The sequence below is a fragment of the Carboxylicivirga sp. M1479 genome, assembly GCF_007097485.1.
Classification (GTDB): Bacteria; Bacteroidota; Bacteroidia; order Bacteroidales; family Marinilabiliaceae; genus Carboxylicivirga.
In genome coordinates this window covers 17,427-34,810 of the sequence record NZ_VKDE01000036.1, presented here as the reverse complement: position 1 = coordinate 34,810, position 17,384 = coordinate 17,427, and the positions used below count along the sequence as shown (strand labels likewise).

General features: G+C 39.3%; 18 protein-coding genes. 4 read left to right on the top strand and 14 right to left on the bottom strand.

All coding sequences use genetic code 11. The annotated features are described in order from the left end of the window. Window positions 1–122: 122 nt before the first annotated feature. The 3 genes from FNN09_RS21215 (at window position 123) to FNN09_RS18325 (ending at window position 2,285) form a co-directional block, all read left to right on the top strand. The gene (locus FNN09_RS21215) at window positions 123–272 is read left to right on the top strand and encodes a hypothetical protein (RefSeq protein WP_185969058.1); all 150 of its coding nucleotides are present in this window, start codon (window positions 123–125) and stop codon (window positions 270–272) included. A gap of 133 nt (window positions 273–405) precedes the next feature. After that, window positions 406–897: a GtrA family protein gene (locus FNN09_RS18330; protein WP_143303941.1), complete on the top strand. Its 492-nt coding sequence runs from the start codon at window positions 406–408 to the stop codon at window positions 895–897. 95 nt (window positions 898–992) lie between these two features. Beyond that, window positions 993–2,285: an NAD(P)/FAD-dependent oxidoreductase gene (locus tag FNN09_RS18325; protein WP_143303940.1), complete on the top strand. Its 1,293-nt coding sequence runs from the start codon at window positions 993–995 to the stop codon at window positions 2,283–2,285. A gap of 10 nt (window positions 2,286–2,295) precedes the next feature. On the opposite strand, the gene FNN09_RS18320 is transcribed toward FNN09_RS18325, so the two are convergent. From FNN09_RS18320 to FNN09_RS18255, 14 genes are all read right to left on the bottom strand, one after another. Then, a complete protein-coding gene (locus tag FNN09_RS18320; RefSeq protein WP_143303939.1) occupies window positions 2,296–2,787 on the bottom strand; it encodes a hypothetical protein in 492 nt (163 codons plus the stop codon). A gap of 86 nt (window positions 2,788–2,873) precedes the next feature. Beyond that, window positions 2,874–3,905 carry a type IX secretion system protein PorQ gene (porQ, locus tag FNN09_RS18315; RefSeq protein WP_143303938.1) on the bottom strand — a complete coding sequence of 344 codons (1,032 nt, stop codon included), beginning with the start codon at window positions 3,903–3,905 and terminating at the stop codon, window positions 2,874–2,876. Between the two features lie 48 nt (window positions 3,906–3,953). Then, the gene (locus FNN09_RS18310) at window positions 3,954–4,448 is read right to left on the bottom strand and encodes a YkgJ family cysteine cluster protein (RefSeq protein WP_143303937.1); all 495 of its coding nucleotides are present in this window, start codon (window positions 4,446–4,448) and stop codon (window positions 3,954–3,956) included. Further along, window positions 4,438–5,328 carry a DMT family transporter gene (locus FNN09_RS18305; protein ID WP_143303936.1) on the bottom strand — a complete coding sequence of 297 codons (891 nt, stop codon included), beginning with the start codon at window positions 5,326–5,328 and terminating at the stop codon, window positions 4,438–4,440. The genes FNN09_RS18310 and FNN09_RS18305 overlap by 11 nt, the downstream gene beginning before the upstream one ends. Window positions 5,329–5,396: 68 nt before the next feature. After that, entirely contained in the window at window positions 5,397–5,972 is a 576-nt protein-coding gene (locus FNN09_RS18300) for a pentapeptide repeat-containing protein (RefSeq protein WP_143303935.1), read from the bottom strand. Window positions 5,973–6,090: 118 nt separating this feature from the next. Continuing rightward, window positions 6,091–7,395, bottom strand: coding sequence for a KamA family radical SAM protein (locus FNN09_RS18295; protein ID WP_143303934.1), 1,305 nt, complete (start codon window positions 7,393–7,395; stop codon window positions 6,091–6,093). Window positions 7,396–7,684: 289 nt separating this feature from the next. Next, the gene (rodA, locus tag FNN09_RS18290) at window positions 7,685–9,106 is read right to left on the bottom strand and encodes a rod shape-determining protein RodA (RefSeq protein WP_143303933.1); all 1,422 of its coding nucleotides are present in this window, start codon (window positions 9,104–9,106) and stop codon (window positions 7,685–7,687) included. Beyond that, complete coding sequence (mrdA, locus tag FNN09_RS18285) at window positions 9,084–10,940, bottom strand: penicillin-binding protein 2 (RefSeq protein ID WP_143303932.1); 1,857 nt, start codon at window positions 10,938–10,940, stop codon at window positions 9,084–9,086. Before mrdA ends, rodA begins: the two co-directional genes overlap by 23 nt. A 3-nt stretch (window positions 10,941–10,943) precedes the next feature. Then, window positions 10,944–11,462, bottom strand: a complete 519-nt coding sequence (gene mreD, locus FNN09_RS18280; protein ID WP_143303931.1) for a rod shape-determining protein MreD — start codon at window positions 11,460–11,462, stop codon at window positions 10,944–10,946. Then, on the bottom strand, window positions 11,455–12,285 hold the full coding sequence (gene mreC / locus FNN09_RS18275) for a rod shape-determining protein MreC (protein WP_143303930.1): 831 nt from the start codon (window positions 12,283–12,285) through the stop codon (window positions 11,455–11,457). The genes mreD and mreC overlap by 8 nt, the downstream gene beginning before the upstream one ends. Before the next feature lie 101 nt (window positions 12,286–12,386). After that, window positions 12,387–13,412, bottom strand: coding sequence for a rod shape-determining protein (locus tag FNN09_RS18270; protein ID WP_143303929.1), 1,026 nt, complete (start codon window positions 13,410–13,412; stop codon window positions 12,387–12,389). A gap of 12 nt (window positions 13,413–13,424) precedes the next feature. After that, window positions 13,425–15,014, bottom strand: coding sequence for a bifunctional phosphoribosylaminoimidazolecarboxamide formyltransferase/IMP cyclohydrolase (gene purH / locus FNN09_RS18265; protein ID WP_143303928.1), 1,590 nt, complete (start codon window positions 15,012–15,014; stop codon window positions 13,425–13,427). 337 nt (window positions 15,015–15,351) lie between these two features. Then, a complete protein-coding gene (locus FNN09_RS18260; protein ID WP_143303927.1) occupies window positions 15,352–15,654 on the bottom strand; it encodes a hypothetical protein in 303 nt (100 codons plus the stop codon). A gap of 64 nt (window positions 15,655–15,718) precedes the next feature. Then, a complete protein-coding gene (locus FNN09_RS18255; protein ID WP_143303926.1) occupies window positions 15,719–16,495 on the bottom strand; it encodes an HNH endonuclease in 777 nt (258 codons plus the stop codon). A gap of 417 nt (window positions 16,496–16,912) precedes the next feature. On the opposite strand from FNN09_RS18255, the gene FNN09_RS18250 reads away from it, so the two are divergent. After that, entirely contained in the window at window positions 16,913–17,242 is a 330-nt protein-coding gene (locus FNN09_RS18250) for a LytTR family DNA-binding domain-containing protein (RefSeq protein WP_143303925.1), read from the top strand. Window positions 17,243–17,384 lie beyond the last annotated feature (142 nt).

Sequence of the window (17,384 nt, the reverse complement as noted above, 5' to 3'; positions counted from 1 at the left end):
GTGTGTTGGTCATTGATTTTGGTGTGTTCGTCAACTCTCACGCAGCTTTCAGCGTTCTATTGTCGATAACTATTATTTTTAAAATCAAATTAAACCATCAACCTACACATTATCATATTGTCATGCCCAAAAATTCAAAAGCCCGCGAACCACAATTTGTAGACAACGCCAAGGAGCGCGTATTGCAATCTGTTGTAATAAATCGTTTTAAGGATATTGGTTTATTTATGTTGGTGGCCATTGTTCTTACCTGGATTGTTCTAAGCATATAGTCTGCTTACATAATTAGTTATTATTGTTGGCTTGCTTAATTCAGTAGTGACTTGCTGTGACGAAAACAGCATGAATACCTTATCACAATAGAAATTTATGTAGCTTTGTTTCGTACAGATTTCAAGCTATAGCATGCTCAAAAGACTCATACTTTTTTTATTAGATTGGTTTTATAAACCATTTCAAAAATACTTACCCCGCCAAACATTTAACTATGCCGCCTGCGGTGGAGCGAATACAGCTTTTGATATCCTTTTATATTTTATCACTTACAATTTCATTCTTGATAAACAGATTGTTCACACCGGAATCCTCGCTATAAGTCCTCATATTGCCGCTTTTATCTTTGTGTTCCCAATTACCTTTGCAACAGGTTTTTTATTATCTAAATACATCACTTTTACCGATTCAAATTTGAAAGGTAGGGTGCAATTAATCCGATATGCCTTAACCGTATTGGGCAGTATAATTCTTAACTATATACTATTAAAAGTTTTTGTTGAGATTCTTGGATTATACCCAACCATATCAAAAATATTAACCACAATTCTGGTGGTGGGCTACAGTTATGTGTGCCAAAAATATTTTACGTTTAAGGTAAAGATTCATAGTAATGAAAAATAGGGAGTTCCTATTTAAAGTTTATTAACGATTTTTTTCTTCAAATAAATAAACTTTCTGTGGACACTTGTGTTTTGATGAAAACGACATAAGAAACCATGGAAAACAACTTTAATTTACCTCGTAATAATAAACAGCGCATTGTAATTATAGGAGCCGGTTTTGGCGGATTAAAACTAGCCCGTAAATTGAGTGGATCTCCTTATCAGGTGGTGGTCATCGACAAGCAAAACTTCCATCAGTTTCAACCATTATTTTATCAGGTGGCGGCTTCGGGTATTGAGCCAAGTTCTATTTCGTTTCCGGTTCGTAAAATATTTCAAACACATAGCAATCTTCATTTTAGGCAAACCGAGTTGTTGAGAGTTGATGTGGCAGCTAAACAAATACAGACCAAAGCTGGTCAACTGTCGTACGACTATCTGGTGTTTGCCAATGGGGTGAATACCAATTACTTTGGTAATACTAATCTGGAGGTTAATAGCTTACCCATGAAAAGTACAGCTGAGGCCATTAACTTACGAAATAGAATCTTGTCGTCGTTTGAAAAAGCCAACCTTACGGAAGACCCACAGGAGCAAGCTAAATTAATGTCAGTTGTGATTGTAGGAGGAGGCCCAACAGGAGTGGAGTTGGCTGGTTCAATAGCTGAGATGCGTCGGTATGTTTTACCCAAGGATTATCCGGAATTGGACTTTAGTCGGATGAAAATATACTTATATGAAGCGAGTCCTCGTTTGCTCAATGGTATGTCGGGATCATCTGGCACTAAGGCTCTCGAGTTTTTGGATAGGCTTGGGGTTGAGGTTAACTTAAATACGGCCATTGCCGATTACGACGGCGATAAAATCACATTGCAAAATAAGCACGAATTATACACTAAAAATTTAATCTGGACAGCTGGAGTCTCAGGCAGAAGAACGAATGGAATTGGAGCCGATAGCTATGGCAGAGGTAATCGTTTGCAGGTTGATAAGTATAACAAGGTACTGGGAGTTGAAAATATTTTTGCCATCGGAGATGCCTGTTTAGTTTTTGGCGACAAAAAATATGAGGCTGGACATCCGCAGGTGGCGCAGGTAGCTATTCAGCAAGCTAATTGTTTGGCGTTTAACCTCAAAACCAAAGGCTCATGGAAACCATTTACATACACCGATAAGGGAAGCTTGGCAACCATCGGGCGCAACATGGCAGTTGCTGATTTGCCAGGAATCAGTTTTTCGGGCGTTTTTGCCTGGTTCTTATGGCTTTTTGTTCATCTAATGGCAATAGTAGGTGTAAAAAACAGGTTTTTCATTTTTGTTAATTGGGCGCAAAGCTATTTCTCTCGCGACCAATCCTTGCGTATTCTTATATCGCCCTATAAAAACAAGATGAGTAATAAAACGTGATAGCTGGTACTTAATTTATTTCTGCATTACAATAGCCCGCTTTTACTTCCGATTCATCAGATAGTTTGATAATGACTTTGAATCGATCCATTTCGTAGGCTTCATCTCTGTTTCGATGGAATGAAAGTCCAGTAATACTCGTTCGAAAGTAACTTTCAATAGTGGTGCGCAAATGGTTGATTGAGCTAATTGGCACTGCATTGGATTCGGTACTATGCGGAAATCGAAAAAGAACATTTTCACATTTAGCAGTTCGCTTATCTTGTACCTTTTTTATTGCCGCCATTAAGCTGTCCATATCATTGACGCTTTTTCCCTGTTGGATCCCATTTGATGAGGGCGAAAGAGTCGATATAAGCTCTTGCGTTGCTTTCTTTCTCTCACTAATATCAGCTGTTGGTTCAGCTTCAATAGCCTGATATTTCAGAAATTTGATATTATTAAACAATTCAAGAATAAATTCCAGCTTTTTATCCGGAACGTCAATTTTAAATATAGCCATGATTAAGTTGTGTGTAGAACGAGTCACAAAAATAATCAAATTGATGGCTTATGCTAATATTCACCAAAGGTTATTGAAAAGTAGCTTTATCTCTTGAAGTTTGATAACTGTGTAGAGATGCTAAAATGATTGGAAGAACCTGCCAAATGGTAGCGCGCCGAGCCGTAGGCGAAATGGAATTTATGCACTCTAAATCCAAATCCCCATGAATATCCGGAAGTAGACATTTTATCGCTGACACCCAATTCTTGTCTTCGACGATGATTGTAACCCACCGCCACATAGAAGTTATCCGATGGTACTAACTCAATTCCTACAATCATGTGACGCATTAGCTGGTCAAATCCACCGCCACTATTGCCCGCATCTTCTATAATTTCGCCGTTGCCATCTTCCACCTTGTACTTCATCTTCCAATCAAATAGATCCTGAGCCGTTATTGAAAAACGAAATGGGGCATGGGCCAGTTTCTTACTTAATCCAATTTGTAAATCAGTAGGAAGTGGTTCGTAAGTATCGTTATACGTGGTTATTTGTGAGCCAACATTCTTTAATGTGATACCAGCTGAGAAGAGTTGATTTTCGGAGTGGTATAATAAACCTATATCGGCTGCTAACCCAAAAGAGTTGTATTGTTCCAGATTCGAAATGATGGGTTTTAAGCTAACACCTGCTCTTAACTTTGGCGATAATACTTTTGAGTAACTAAGGTTAATAGCATACTCTGCAGCTGAAAAAGTGCCATTGAGATTCCCGTCCACATCCGCTCTGTCGAAAGTACCATAGTTGAGTGAATGAATGCTGAGGCCGAATGTTCCTATGCCGTCAAATTTTTGGGCATAGCCTGCATACGTCATTTTAATATCGCTGACATAAGGCACGTAGTTAAAAACTAAAGATTGATGAAGGTCTTGCGATAAGTTAGCCGGATTGTGAAAGACCAAACTAACGTCTTTGCTATTCATACCCACTTGATTACCACCTAATGCGCCCACACGAGCTGAATTAGTTAGGTTCAAAAAGTCATAGGTGCTGCTTCCTGCTTGCTGAGCCATGCCCATTTGACACATGCAAGAAAACGCAATTGTAAGTATATAAATGACTGTTCTTCCCCTCATCGTAAGTACTAAAACGGTAAAAATATTAAAATAGTGTCCTTAATCAAATCATTTATCAAAGATTGGCTTTAAGCCCTCCACCACATCAAATGCAGCTGGACAAACAAAGGTGTTTTTGTAGGTAAGAGAAGTAATCTGGTAAAAGCGTTTTCGATCGGTATGCGGGTATTCCCGACAGGCGCGAGGACGCGATTCGTATACCATGCAATAGTTATCAGGCATGAGAAATGGACACGGTGTTTCGCGAAAAATATAATCGCCGTCATCATCCAAAAGCAGGTACTGTTCAATAACCTCCTTGGGTTTCATTCGCAAATGATTAGCCAAACGATCAATATCCCTGTCGATTATGATGGGACTGATGGATTTACAGCAATTGGCACATTCTAAGCAATCGGTATATTCAAATACCTCCACATGCAAACGCTGTGCTTCGTCATCTAAACTTTTGGGGCGCTTCTTTTTTAGTTTAGCCAGAAATGCCTTGTTTTCTTTGGCTTTATTGCGCGCATCTTTATCAAGTTTTTGAGGATCAAATGCCACGTTTTCTGACTTTAATTTGTGAAACAAATACACCACTGATGACAATGGCAATGCCTAATAACATCTGAAATGTTAATACTTCGCCCAATACCCACCAAGCAAGTACGGCTGTAAAAACAGGTATCATGTTAACAAATACATTGGCTTTAGTGATGCCAATTTTTCGCATGCCATAAGTGAAAAATATAAACGCTAATGACGATGCCACTACCGCCAAGGCTACCACTGCATAAACAGCTTCTGCAGTAATTACTTTATCGCCAAGTTTTGGTAGATCGTAAATGAAAAATAGCGGCAAGAAATAAACCAATCCAATAGCATTTTGAAACATGATGATGCTAACCGAATTATAATGATTGGGCACTTTTTTGAGAACTACCGAATAACCCAGAGCGGCAAATACAGCTAAAAACACCAGTAAGATGCCTTTAAGAGGCGCTGCCAATGAAAAATCATCTTTAAATATTAGTAACAAAACACCGGCAAACGAAACAAAAATGCCCAGTATATTGGCCCAGCTAATGCGGCTTTTAAAAAATACTTTATCGGTAATAGGGGCAAACAGTGGAATGGTAGAAACTATAACGGCACCCACTGTTGATGATACCAATTCCAAACCAAAACTCTCGCCCATAAAGTAAAGGAAGGGCTCGAAAAAAGCCAGAAGTATGAACCATTTTAAATCGGCCTTTCGTAAGGATACCAGTTGCTTTAGAAGCTTTAGTATAACAAACAAAAGTCCTGCACTAATAGTCAATCGCATCACCACAATGGTTAAGGGGTTAAACGATGCAAAAGCTTGCTTTATCCATACAAATGAAAAAGCCCAGCAAATCATGGATAAAATTAAGCTACCCAATACTTTATAACGTTCTGACATGTGCCTGATTTTTAACGCTGGCAAAGGTAATAAAAGCTTGTGGCTGAAAGCTATTTGAACTCAGCTTTTTATTGTTTCACAGTCAGCTGATATTTACCTAACAATCCAATTAACTGGTCGTTTGAAAATTGTGCTTTGTTAATGTTATTTCTTTCTGGGTCGATGGTGAAATTATAAGAGCTCGACATATCAACTTTTGACAAGTTGGTATTGTCAAATAAGGCGTTGCTCAAATCGCAATCAACAAATTTTGTTTTGCTTAAATCACACTCAGCAAAATCAACTTCATGGAGTTGACAATTGATGAATGCACAGTTTTTAAGCTTCCGCTTGTAAAAAGATGCTAATGGTAGCTGGCAATTGTCAAAGCTGGCAGAGAAGAATAACTCGTTGCATTCGTTAAACTGCAAACCCATGAGTTTACAGTCCTTAAAGCGAACATCTTTAAAAACCGTATGTGTAATTTGCGCATTGCTAAAATCGCAATTGATAAACTGGCAATCGGTAAACTGATGATTGCTTAGACATATTTCGGCCATTTTACAGTTGGTAAATAAGCAATTCTCATATTCACCTTGGCTTAACTCTTCCAAAGTAAAATCAATGCCCTGGTAATCTTGCTCTTCAAAATAGGGTCTAATCATTGTCCTCTAAACTAAATATCTAAACTAGTTTACCAAGATAAGGGCGAATCTGTTCCTAAACAAAAAAAGCAGAATCACCGAAGTAATTCTGCTTTTGAAATATTTTTGTTTCGAATGATTATCCTAGAAACATATCTGAAAACTCCTGCTCAAAAAAGAACTCTGAGTTACCAAATGCTGGTTTTAAGTCATCCATCCAAACAGCTTTATCATCGTACTTGGCAAAGAATGGGCGAGCTACCCAGTTGCTTTCGCGTCCCTGAATAAATTCAAGAACAAAGGCTTTTTCACCTTTCACCTCAGTAACACCCACAATACGTACTTTACCTGGCGTACACGACATACTTGGTCCACGTACTGTTCGGCAGATACCACTTACACTTTGGTAAGCCTTTTGGAAAATTTTCCAGGCATCAACCAATGATACGCCAAAGTATTTTTGAGCACCAGTGTCACGAGCAATAAACATGTAGTAAGGAATTAAACCTAAACTTACTTGTTTTTGCCACATTGTTGACCAAATCTCTGGTTTGGCGTTAATGTTATTTAATAATGGCGACTGGGTGCGAATTTGCACACCTGTAGCACGTATTTTCTTAATAGCTTCTTGTACAGCTTCAGTTTCTAACTCACGGTAGTGGTTAAAGTGAGCCATAAAGGCCAATGAAATACCAGCGTCAGTTACTTTTTTGAAAGCAGCCAATACTTCGTCGGCATCGCTGTCAGTTAAGTAACGATAAGGCCAGAAACCTAAAGTTTTAGAGCCAATACGAATATTCTTCAAATGAGGAATGTCGGCATCAATTAAAGCTGTTAGGTAAGTATCTAACATTTTGCCTTTCATCACCATTGGGTCGCCACCAGTAATTAGCAGGTCGGTAATCTCAGGATGTTGTCTTAGGTATTCAATAACGTAATCTATTTCCTTCATGGCGAATTTCATCTCGTCCATGTTGGTAAATTGTGGCCAACGGAAACAGAAAGTACAATAAGCATGACATGTTTGTCCTTGCGCAGGGAAGAACAACATGGTTTCGTCATATTTGTGCTGTACACCTGTTAGCTTAACGCCGTTTAATTCAGGTACATTGTATTCCATCTGCCCGGCTGGGTGTGGATTTAGCTTTTCACGAATCTTGTTTGCTTCTTCCTTTATGCATGCTTTATCGGCTCCACTTTTCAGAACTTTAGCCATGTGGTTGAAATCTTCCTCTTCCAACATGCCTTTTTGAGGGAAAGTCAAGATAAAAATGGGATCTTCTTTATAATTATCCCAATCGATCAATTCATTAACAACATAGCTGTTGGTTTTAAATGGTAATACCGTTCCAACTACTTCTATGCTGAAGATGTCCTCTTCTGTAAGTCGTTCTATTTGTGGAATTTGTCGATAATTGTGCAGCGCATAAATACTATACTTCATAAGCAATCTCTTTTTTTATTGATTCGGCAAATTTCGTGCGGAATCATTTGTTAATATTCCAAGACCGGCTATTTTTGAGAGTTGCTAACCTCCATTCCCACAGCAACATAACCGAGAGTCTCAGGGTGTCTATCATTACAAATGACGTGCCGCAAAAGTAGGAAAATAAAAAATTAAATCAAAATTCTTCAACTTTCAGATAGTAATGGGTGAAATATAAACTAAATCAGATACTTATGAAAGTGTGAATATGAAATGTTAAAAAAATACTTTCAATGATTAAGTATTTTTAACGAATAAGCTCGTTTCTGTTGGTATCGAGCTTTAAAAACACAAATAACAACAGTGTAAAACCCCATAAGGACGAGCCTCCATAGCTAAAGAACGGCAAGGGAATACCAATTACAGGTGCTAAACCTATGGTCATGCCAATGTTAATGGCAAAGTGAAAAAAGAAGATAGCTGCAACGCCATATCCATAAATCCGACTAAAGGCTGAGTGCTGGAGTTCTGCCAGGTATAGTAGGCGTAAGAGCAAAGCTAAAAAGATAACAACAACAGCGGTGGATCCCATAAAGCCCCATTCTTCCCCAACGGTACAGTATATAAAGTCGGTTGATTGCTCTGGTACAAAATTAAACTTCGTTTGTGTTCCTTGTAAATAACCTTTCCCTGTTAAACCTCCAGATCCAATGGCAATTTTCGATTGATTAACGTTATATCCAGCTCCAAGAGGGTCTTTTTCAATACCTAGTAACACATTAATACGTGTGCGTTGGTAATGCGACAGTACATCCTCAAAAAAGTAATCGGCAGATACCGTTAATACAATAGCGCTCCACATGATTAACAAATAGGTGGGGATAAATTTATTAATGCGCTTGGCAAGTGTCGTATATAGCAAATAGCCACTGGTAAGCAATACAGCAGGCAGTAGCACGTATTCAAGTTCTAGTGAGAGTTTTGCATATCGATAAGCAGCATAACTCACTACCAGAAGAACTGCACCGGCAATAATTCCTTTTATCAACTCGGTTCGGGCACCTTTAAAATACATAATGCCCAATACACAAATAACAATAAGGCCAATAATAGTAGCATTCGGAACCATTAGTGTTAAAGTGGCAACAATGGCGGCTATAAAGCCAAAGGTAAGAATGTAACCCGTTAAACCTTCGCGGTAAAACACGATGATAAATACGCTGTAAACTAAGGCCGAGCCAGTGTCGTTTTGAAGTAAGATCAATAGCATTGGAAACAGTACAATGGCACCTGCTTTAATGAGGTCTGAGAATTTACCAAAAGAAAATCCATAACGACTTAAAGCACGGGCAACAGCCAGGTTGGTGGCCATTTTCGAAAGCTCGGCAGGTTGAAAGCGTACTGGGCCCAACTCAAACCACGATTTGGCTCCATTTATTTCTTTGCCAAAAAGTAGAACTACAATGAGCAATAGGATGGTAATACCATAAAATATATAGGCAAACTCAACGTAGAACTTACTATCGGTAATGAGTATCATACCAACAAAAAACAAAGAGAAACCGATCCATACCAACTGTTTGAAATATTCTTTGCTGGTATCAAAAAATATGGGGTTTTCAGGATTAAAGTTGGCCGCATAAATATTTAGCCAACCAAATAATACAAGTAGGCTGTACAGACCAACAGTGATCCAGTCGATATTTTTATTGTAGTTTCTGCTCGCCATTAATCAGGTCTCCTTCCAACATGCGTTTTTCAATCCATTTTCTATAGGGGGTGGATATGGTATCCGTTAAATATTTTTCAACCATTAAACTGGCAATGGGAGCGCCCCATGTTGCACCAAACCCACCATTCTCAACATAAACTGCTATGGCAATTTTCGGATCATCCTTGGGAGCAAAAGCCATAAAAATCGAGTGGTCATCGCCGTGCGGATTTTGTGCAGTACCCGTTTTACCACAAATAGTGATGCCTGGTATTTGAGCGATGCGCGCCGTACTTCCTGCACCTCCCCAAACAGCTAATTCCATTCCGTTTACAATAGGGGCAAAGTGTTGCACATCAATGTCTGTTTCATGTATCTCCGAAAAGCGCTCATCAATATCTTCTGCTTCAATATCTTTTATTATGTGCGGGGTAAAAAAGCGTCCTCTGTTGGCTATCATGGCCGACATATTGGCCATTTGCAAAGGAGTGGTTAATAGCTCCCCCTGACCAATGGATAAGGATATGACGGTACGTGAGTCCCAGCTTCCTTTGTAGACCTTGTCAAAATAATTGGCATTCGGTACAAAGCCACGTACTTCATTTCTAAAGTCAGCTCCCAATCGGTAGCCAAAGCCAAATTTCACCAGGTAATCTTTCCACACATTAAACGATTCTTGTATGTTTTCGTATTTAGGATTATCCAATATATCTCTAAACTCATAGCAATAATAGGCGTTACACGAGTGTTGTACCGATTGCGATAAGTCAAGTGGCGAATCGTGTAAGTGACAACCTACGGAAATACCTCGTGTAAAGTAACCCATAAAGCATTCGTGAGTGCTATAGGGCTTCAGCGTGCCTTCCTGTAAGCCAATTAAGGCGTTAATAGTTTTAAACGTCGATCCTGGAGGATAGGCCGATTGAATGGCCCTGTTCAATAATGGTTTTAAGGTGTCTTGTAATAATACCGGAAAGTTTTTAGAGCGATCACGACCAATCAATAAGGATGGTTCATAATTGGGAGCCGAAATGAGTGATAATATTTCACCTGTTGATGGTTCAATGGCCACCACACTTCCAATCTTATTCTTCATCAACTGTTCGCCATACTGTTGCAAAGCAATATCTAACGAAAGGGTAATGTTTTTGCCAGCAATGGCTGCTGTATCGTGTCTAGCATTTCTAAAAGCACCTTTTTCACGGCCGTGTACATCCACAAGCATGTACTTCACACCTTTTTTACCCCTTAGCTCATTTTCGTAGGTCTGTTCAATACCACTAATGCCCACATAATCGCCTTGCGAGTAATAGGTGTCTTTCTTGAGTTTGTTTTCGCTAATCTCGCCCACGTATCCCAGCACATGAGCCGCCGATGGGTGCTCGTACTTTCGTAGAGTACGCCCCTGAACAAAAAAACCTTTGAATTTGTATAGTTTCTCCTGAAAGCTACCGTATTGCTCTGCCGATAGCTGTTTCATAAAAACAGATGGTTTGTAGGTTGATATCTTTCGTGAACGGATGTCTTTACGCATCTGTACAAATCGCGCCCTTAACTGCTCAATGCTTAAATCAAGCGATGCGCAAAAATCGGTTGAGTCAAATGCCACAATATCACGCGGAACAACCATTACATCATATACGGCCTGGTTTGAAACCAATAATTTACCATTTCTATCATAGACTAATCCGCGCGAGGGGTATTGGGTTACCTTACGTCGGGTATTACTTTCTGCCGACATGCTATAGGATGTATCGTACACCTGCAATACAAAAAGCTTGGCAATAAATATTAAGCCCAAGCTCACCATTATGGCTGCTATTAAAAGCGTACGATTGTTGATGCCACCCACAGTTTACCTCCCTTGTTTTTTTCCTTGACTAAATAATTGTGCTATTAATATCAGTATCAAAGTTAGCGCTGAACTACTTAATACTCGCACGAATGTAGAGAAGAAATGAGTTAAAGAGAACACTTCAATAAAGAACAGGAAGAGGTGGTGTGCCACTACCAAGATAACAGCATACCTTAAAAACCACGCAAAACCATAATAGCCCATAGTTGGTATGGTGCCAGGTTGATATTCGTCGCGTGGTGCAAATAATCGTAGCACGTATGGACGTAAAAAGCACATGAATACGGTGGCTGAGGCATGCATGCCTGGTGTATTGCTAAAAATATCAATGACCATGCCCGATGAAAAACCCAAGAGTAAAAGTAACCAACCGGGTGTTTCAAAAGGGAGTGTTAATACGAACAGAATGTATAAGTATGGATTAACAAAGCCACTTAGCTGAATGTTATTGAGCACCAACACTTGAATAAGTGTAAAGAACACAAAATTAAAGATATATCGGGGTGCATAACTAATCATCTTCGCTAATCTTTTCCAGGTTAATTTGCTCGGCAATGGAGTTGTGTCCAATGACCTCTACAAAGGATAAATTTTTAAAATCAACCGATAGCTTTACGCGGATGCGGTAAAAACTAGCGCCCTTATCCAGCTCAACATCCTCCACGTTGCCCAATAAAATGCCTTCAGGAAATATGGATGAATAACCGCTGGTTACCACTAAATCGCCCACACTAACGTTTGCGTGCCGTGGGATATCCAATAAATACACATGTTGGTACGAGGTGCCATCCCACTCTAAAGAACCAAAGAATCCTGACTCCTTGAGCTTGGCCGATATTTTTAAGCGTGTATTGATGATGGAAATCACCGTAGAGTAGTTGTCTGAAACGTTTTTAACAATTCCAACCGCTCCCTTGTTAGAGATTACGCCCATTTCGGGCTCTATGCCATTGAGGCGGCCCTTGTTAAGTGTAAGATAATTAAAACGACGATGGGTGGAGTTGTTAATCACACGAGCCGAGCGATAAATATACTCTTGCATACTCGTGCTATCGTTCACCAGGTTAAAGTAATCTCGTGATGCTCTAAACGATTCGGGTAAACGACTGCGCAGGTAAGCATTCTCACGTGCTAAATCTTCGTTTATATCGCGCAGCATCAGGTATTCTGAACCCGCACTGTAGCGCTTTAATATGCCACCACTAACACTGCTTGATGATGATAGAAAAGAGGAGCGTTGATAGGCGTTGTAATTGATTACCAGTAATAGAGAAACGGCTTCAATAATAAAAAATAGAATAGTAAAATGGTATTTTATAATAAAGCGGATAAAGTTCCTCATTACATTGGCTCCTGTTTACAAGGTTATAATATCGATCGCATCTTTATAAGCTATTTGCTAATAGAGATGCGATCCTTAGAATACTATTATCTATTGACTAATTAACGAATTAAATAAGGCAATATTCTATGTCTGTTCTTAAGTGCAATACCTGTTCCGCGAGCAACAGCACGTAATGGATCTTCAGCAATGTGGAATGGGATATTTATCTTATCCGATAAGCGCTTGTCTAATCCACGTAACAATGCACCTCCACCAGCTAAGAATATACCGTTCTTAACAATATCGCTGTATAACTCAGGTGGTGTTTGCTCTAAGGCTGAAAGAACAGCAGTCTCAATCTTTGAAATTGACTTTTCTAAACAATGAGATATTTCCTGGTATGATACTGGCACCTCAATCGGTAAAGCTGTCATTTGGTTAGGACCCTGTACAATATAATCTTGTGGAGGCTCTTCCAATTCAGGCAAAGCAGAACCCACTTCAATTTTAATGTTTTCAGCTGTGCGCTCACCAACCTTAATGTTGTGCTGACGGCGCATATACTCCATAATATCAGCTGTTAGGTCATCACCTGCAATACGAATGGATTTATTTGTTACAATACCGCCCAGCGAGATAACCGCAATCTCGGTAGTACCACCACCTATATCAACCACCATATTACCTTCTGGTGCTTCCACGTCTAAACCAATACCCAAGGCTGCTGCCATTGGTTCGTAAATCATGTGCACCTCACGACCACCGGCATGTTCGGCCGAGTCGCGTACGGCACGTATCTCTACTTCGGTACTGCCCGATGGAATACAAACTACCAACGATAAGGATGGCGAAAACAATTTTGGCTTTTGATTAATCATCTTAATCATGCCACGTATCATTTGCTCGGCCGCGTTAAAGTCAGCAATTACACCATCGCGCAAAGGGCGAATGGTATAGATATTATCGTGTGTTTTACCGTGCATCTGGCGAGCCTTTTCTCCAATGGCCTCCAGTTTATCGGATTTGCGGTTCAGCGCTACGATGGATGGTTCGTCAACAACAATTTTATCGTTATGGATAATAATGGTGTTGGCTGTACCAAGGTCGATGGCTATTTCTTGCGATAAGAACGAAAATAGTCCCATTCAACTTATATTTTAATGTTTAAAATGACGTTTTCCTGTGAATAACATGGCCATGCCGAATTCGTTACAGGCTTCTATAACTTCATCGTCGCGAATACTACCACCTGGCTCAACAATGTACTTAACACCGTACTCGTTGGCCGCTTCAATACTGTCGCGGAATGGGAAGAAAGCATCAGAGATAACCACTGAATTGGCAATATCAACACCTTCTTTCATATTAAAACGAGGCATGGTTAAATGACGCATACTATCCAAACGGTTCGGTTGTCCCATACCAGCACCTGTTAACCAAAACGAGCCATCGGCCTGCTCAGTAACTACCGCAATGGCATTACTCTTAAGGTGCTTACAAGCAGTGATACCAAACTTAGCTAACTCCATTTTGGTAGCATCAAATTGCTGTGATGTCACGTTTTTAAAATCGCTGTCAACACCTTCATCTTCGTCCTGAACCAAGATAGCACCACTTACCGAGCGAATTAATTTCTCGCCAGTGATTTCATTCTTGATAGGAGTCTCAAGTATACGTAGGTTCTTTTTCTTGCCAAATACTTCAAGAGCCTCAGGTGTATAAGCTGGCGCAATAATGATTTCAACAAAGCGCTTGGCAAACCACTGGGCAATCTCTTCTGTCACTGTATCAGTAAAGCAAATAATACCACCAAAAGCTGAGATCGGATCACCAGCCCAGGCCAGTTCAAGCGATTTCATGGTGTTGTTGGTTACTGCCAAGCCACATGGGTTAAGGTGTTTTACCACCGAAACAGCTTGTTTACCTTCGATATGACCAACCGAGTGATAAGCATCGCTGGCTGCTTTCCAGGCTGCATCGGCATCAAGCATATTGTTGTACGAAAGGGCTTTTCCTTGCAATACCTTAGCATTGGCCAGTGAAGCACCTTCTTTCACGTTGTTATATTTGTAAATGGTTGCTTTCTGATGAGGGTTCTCACCATAACGTAACACATCGCCATTGTTAAGGCTAATGCGCTCCATGTCGTCTTTATCTTTGTTAAAGAAATTGGAGATGGCCGAATCGTAGTGTGATGATACGCCAAAGGCAGCAGCAGCAAACTTAAATCGATCTTCCAATGACGACTCGCCATTCTGGTTTTTCAAGATGGCCAATAAATCGGCGTACTGATCTTTCGACGGTACAATGATCACATCTTTGTAGTTTTTAGCAGCACCACGAATCAATGAAATACCACCAATATCAATCTTCTCAATGATATCTTGCAAAGGAGCACCTGAAGCTACAGTGGCTTCAAACGGATAGAGGTCAACAATTATTAAGTCAATCTCAGGGATATCGTATTCAGCTAACTGCTTTAAATCGTCTTCGTTATCACGACGAGCTAAAATACCACCAAATACTTTTGGGTGAAGCGTTTTAACACGACCACCAAGTATAGATGGGTAGCTTGTTAAGTCTTCAACACGCTCACATGGCACGTCCAATCCTTCGATAAACGCCTGTGTTCCACCAGTTGAGTAAATAGTTACACCTTGTTCGTGTAATGTTTTAATGATTTCATCCAATCCATCCTTATGAAAGACAGAAACCAATGCCGATTTTACCTTTTTTAAAGTACTCATTTATATCCGTTTAATTCTTTCACGCAAAAATAAGAAAATAAGCACAGTTAACAAGGTGGCTTTGGCATTAATATGGAATGAATTTAGATTAGTAATTAAAATTGATGGATGCGATCTTTATGGCTGTCGGTGCATCAAGATCGCATCCGTCAATCACCCTCTAAAAGTAATTATTCTCCGCTGGTGCAGATTTGCAATCTGTGCCATTTGTCACGAACACGGGTTACTAATCCGCGCTAGCGAGGGCATTTCTAATAATTCATCGATAAATACGTGTGAAACTCTCCTTTTAAGACCTTACTATGCTACTTGCCGTTAGTCCAACCCCGAAATGTTTTTAACTATTTATTCGTTTTAAAAATTCGTCGATGCTATTTGAGTTAGGCGTTTCATCGCATTGGCTAAGGCAATCAAACTCATACCAGAGATAATCATGGATGCCAAAAGGGTTGTGCACGTGAAAAATAAAGCGAGGAACATTCCATTTATCGGGTTCAAACCACATGCCTTCAATCAAATTGGATTCTATGCTTTGCTTGATAAACTTAAAAGGCAAGTGCTTTGGATTAGAGAAAACGACTTCACCAAATGTTTTGTAGTTGCCTTCATCGCGGTAGAGGTATCCGAATTTAATATTCATTTTTTGTTGACGAAACTAGATAGAAATACTTGTGGTGTCAACGGACTATGAGTCACATTATAAATTAATTGTGATTCTCAAAAATATTTTCTTGATGCCATTCTAGGAACTTCATTTCAGGTAGGTACTTTTCTGGTAGAATTATTTTCTGATTTTCAATTTGTCCAAAGTGTGTATGGTAATACTCATTAGTTGTATATTCCTTTAAAATAGATGATAGTACAATTCTGTATTTACCATCAACAGTTATAAGTCCTTTATCAAAAGCTTTGTCATATAATGCTGACAGGCAAATCCCATTACCTGGATTTAAACGATTATTTTCATCTTGTGCCCAAGGTTTAATGTGGCTGGCGATTAATAATGATGGTATCGAAATGCCAGTTATTGCGCAAGATGAACTGTAATTAGAAAGTACAACTTCTCTAAAAAAATGTTGATTGACTCTCGTTTTAATATAGCTTGTTCGTTCATTGCCTTTAAATGAATCAAGTATTGGTAGCTTATCTTTATATTTTTCTTCAATAGGTTGTTTCTCAAGTTGCGCAATTACGTTTTCACTTTCAAAAACGAGTTCTTCCTGATTTGTATAGAATTCATTGAATATTTCGCGATCAGCTTTAGCGGCATTCTTCATCCCTTTAATGCCTCTTAGTTTTAAGACCGGGTCAAAACTAGCGAAATTGACAAGTTTATAAGCTACAGCGCTTGGCGTACGATTAATAATAGTAGCGAGCTTAATAATTTTAGGATTACGTTTATGTAATTTACCAAAAGGCATTTTGCAATAAAGGTTAAAAGCAGCAATTAATTCTTTGCGTGTCCAGTTTCTGCGAGTCATGGCCTAATCTTTTTGATAGTAACATACCAAAGATAGAATAATATGGTTCTAACCCTATAGCTCCTCATTGGGTAGTTCATCAAGACTGAATATATGCGCGCAATAATCTTGGAGGCATATATGATATTGTCTCTAATTATTTGCGTTACAATATTCAATTATTATTGAAGTTCCCCAATCACAAATAAGTGAGGTGTTGCATATTTCCCGTGCACTCTGCAATGCCTGTTGTAAAACAAAGCATGATAAAAATCATCAGTTGACCATAAGATATTTTTATATCTTCACTTTTCGTTTAACCATTAACCCAACATGATGAAACGACCATGTAAATTTGATTATCTAAGTTTTCACACAGGCAGATGATAAAATTTACTTGAGAGTTCCATGTGGTGATTGAAAGAAAATTATAATCACATGAAAAAATCGACTTTGATACTTGAGTGTCAGAACCAGGTACAGCGTATCAAATGCCAACACATTGTTTACCTCCAGTACCAGCAAGGAGCCATTCGTATTTGGCTGAATAATAACACACAAAAACAGCACAGTAAATCCCTCAGGGTGGTAGAACAGAGCTTGCCCGATAATTTTGTAAAGATTAACCGCAACGTTATCATCAACCTACATTATTTATCTGCCTATTTTAAGACTTCACAAAAGGTTGTACTCGAAAACGGAGTGGAATTTGACGTTTCGCGCCGTAATGCCAGCCCATTATTGGGTAAAATTTTGCTACTCACCTAACCGCTTATCGTTAAATACCTACCGCTTATCTTGCCATCTCTACCGCTCAAGTAGTTTTTCATACCAATTGGAATCAGCAACTGACTTTCGCTGTATCTTGTGTGTCGTTTTTTAACCCGCATTATGTATTAGAATGTCGTTA

Excerpts from the sequence above, each read along its gene's own strand:
- FNN09_RS21215 (WP_185969058.1), top strand. The coding sequence starts at position 123 with ATGCCCAAAAATTCAAAAGCCCGCGAACCACAATTTGTAGACAACGCC.
- FNN09_RS18330 (WP_143303941.1), top strand. The coding sequence starts at position 406 with ATGCTCAAAAGACTCATACTTTTTTTATTAGATTGGTTTTATAAACCA.
- FNN09_RS18325 (WP_143303940.1), top strand. The coding sequence starts at position 993 with ATGGAAAACAACTTTAATTTACCTCGTAATAATAAACAGCGCATTGTA.
- FNN09_RS18320 (WP_143303939.1), bottom strand. The coding sequence starts at position 2,787 with ATGGCTATATTTAAAATTGACGTTCCGGATAAAAAGCTGGAATTTATT.
- porQ (WP_143303938.1), bottom strand. The coding sequence starts at position 3,905 with ATGAGGGGAAGAACAGTCATTTATATACTTACAATTGCGTTTTCTTGC.
- FNN09_RS18305 (WP_143303936.1), bottom strand. The coding sequence starts at position 5,328 with ATGTCAGAACGTTATAAAGTATTGGGTAGCTTAATTTTATCCATGATT.
- FNN09_RS18300 (WP_143303935.1), bottom strand. The coding sequence starts at position 5,972 with ATGATTAGACCCTATTTTGAAGAGCAAGATTACCAGGGCATTGATTTT.
- FNN09_RS18295 (WP_143303934.1), bottom strand. The coding sequence starts at position 7,395 with ATGAAGTATAGTATTTATGCGCTGCACAATTATCGACAAATTCCACAA.
- rodA (WP_143303933.1), bottom strand. The coding sequence starts at position 9,106 with ATGGCGAGCAGAAACTACAATAAAAATATCGACTGGATCACTGTTGGT.
- mreD (WP_143303931.1), bottom strand. The coding sequence starts at position 11,462 with ATGATTAGTTATGCACCCCGATATATCTTTAATTTTGTGTTCTTTACA.
- mreC (WP_143303930.1), bottom strand. The coding sequence starts at position 12,285 with ATGAGGAACTTTATCCGCTTTATTATAAAATACCATTTTACTATTCTA.
- FNN09_RS18270 (WP_143303929.1), bottom strand. The coding sequence starts at position 13,412 with ATGGGACTATTTTCGTTCTTATCGCAAGAAATAGCCATCGACCTTGGT.
- purH (WP_143303928.1), bottom strand. The coding sequence starts at position 15,014 with ATGAGTACTTTAAAAAAGGTAAAATCGGCATTGGTTTCTGTCTTTCAT.
- FNN09_RS18260 (WP_143303927.1), bottom strand. The coding sequence starts at position 15,654 with ATGAATATTAAATTCGGATACCTCTACCGCGATGAAGGCAACTACAAA.
- FNN09_RS18255 (WP_143303926.1), bottom strand. The coding sequence starts at position 16,495 with ATGACTCGCAGAAACTGGACACGCAAAGAATTAATTGCTGCTTTTAAC.
- FNN09_RS18250 (WP_143303925.1), top strand. The coding sequence starts at position 16,913 with ATGAAAAAATCGACTTTGATACTTGAGTGTCAGAACCAGGTACAGCGT.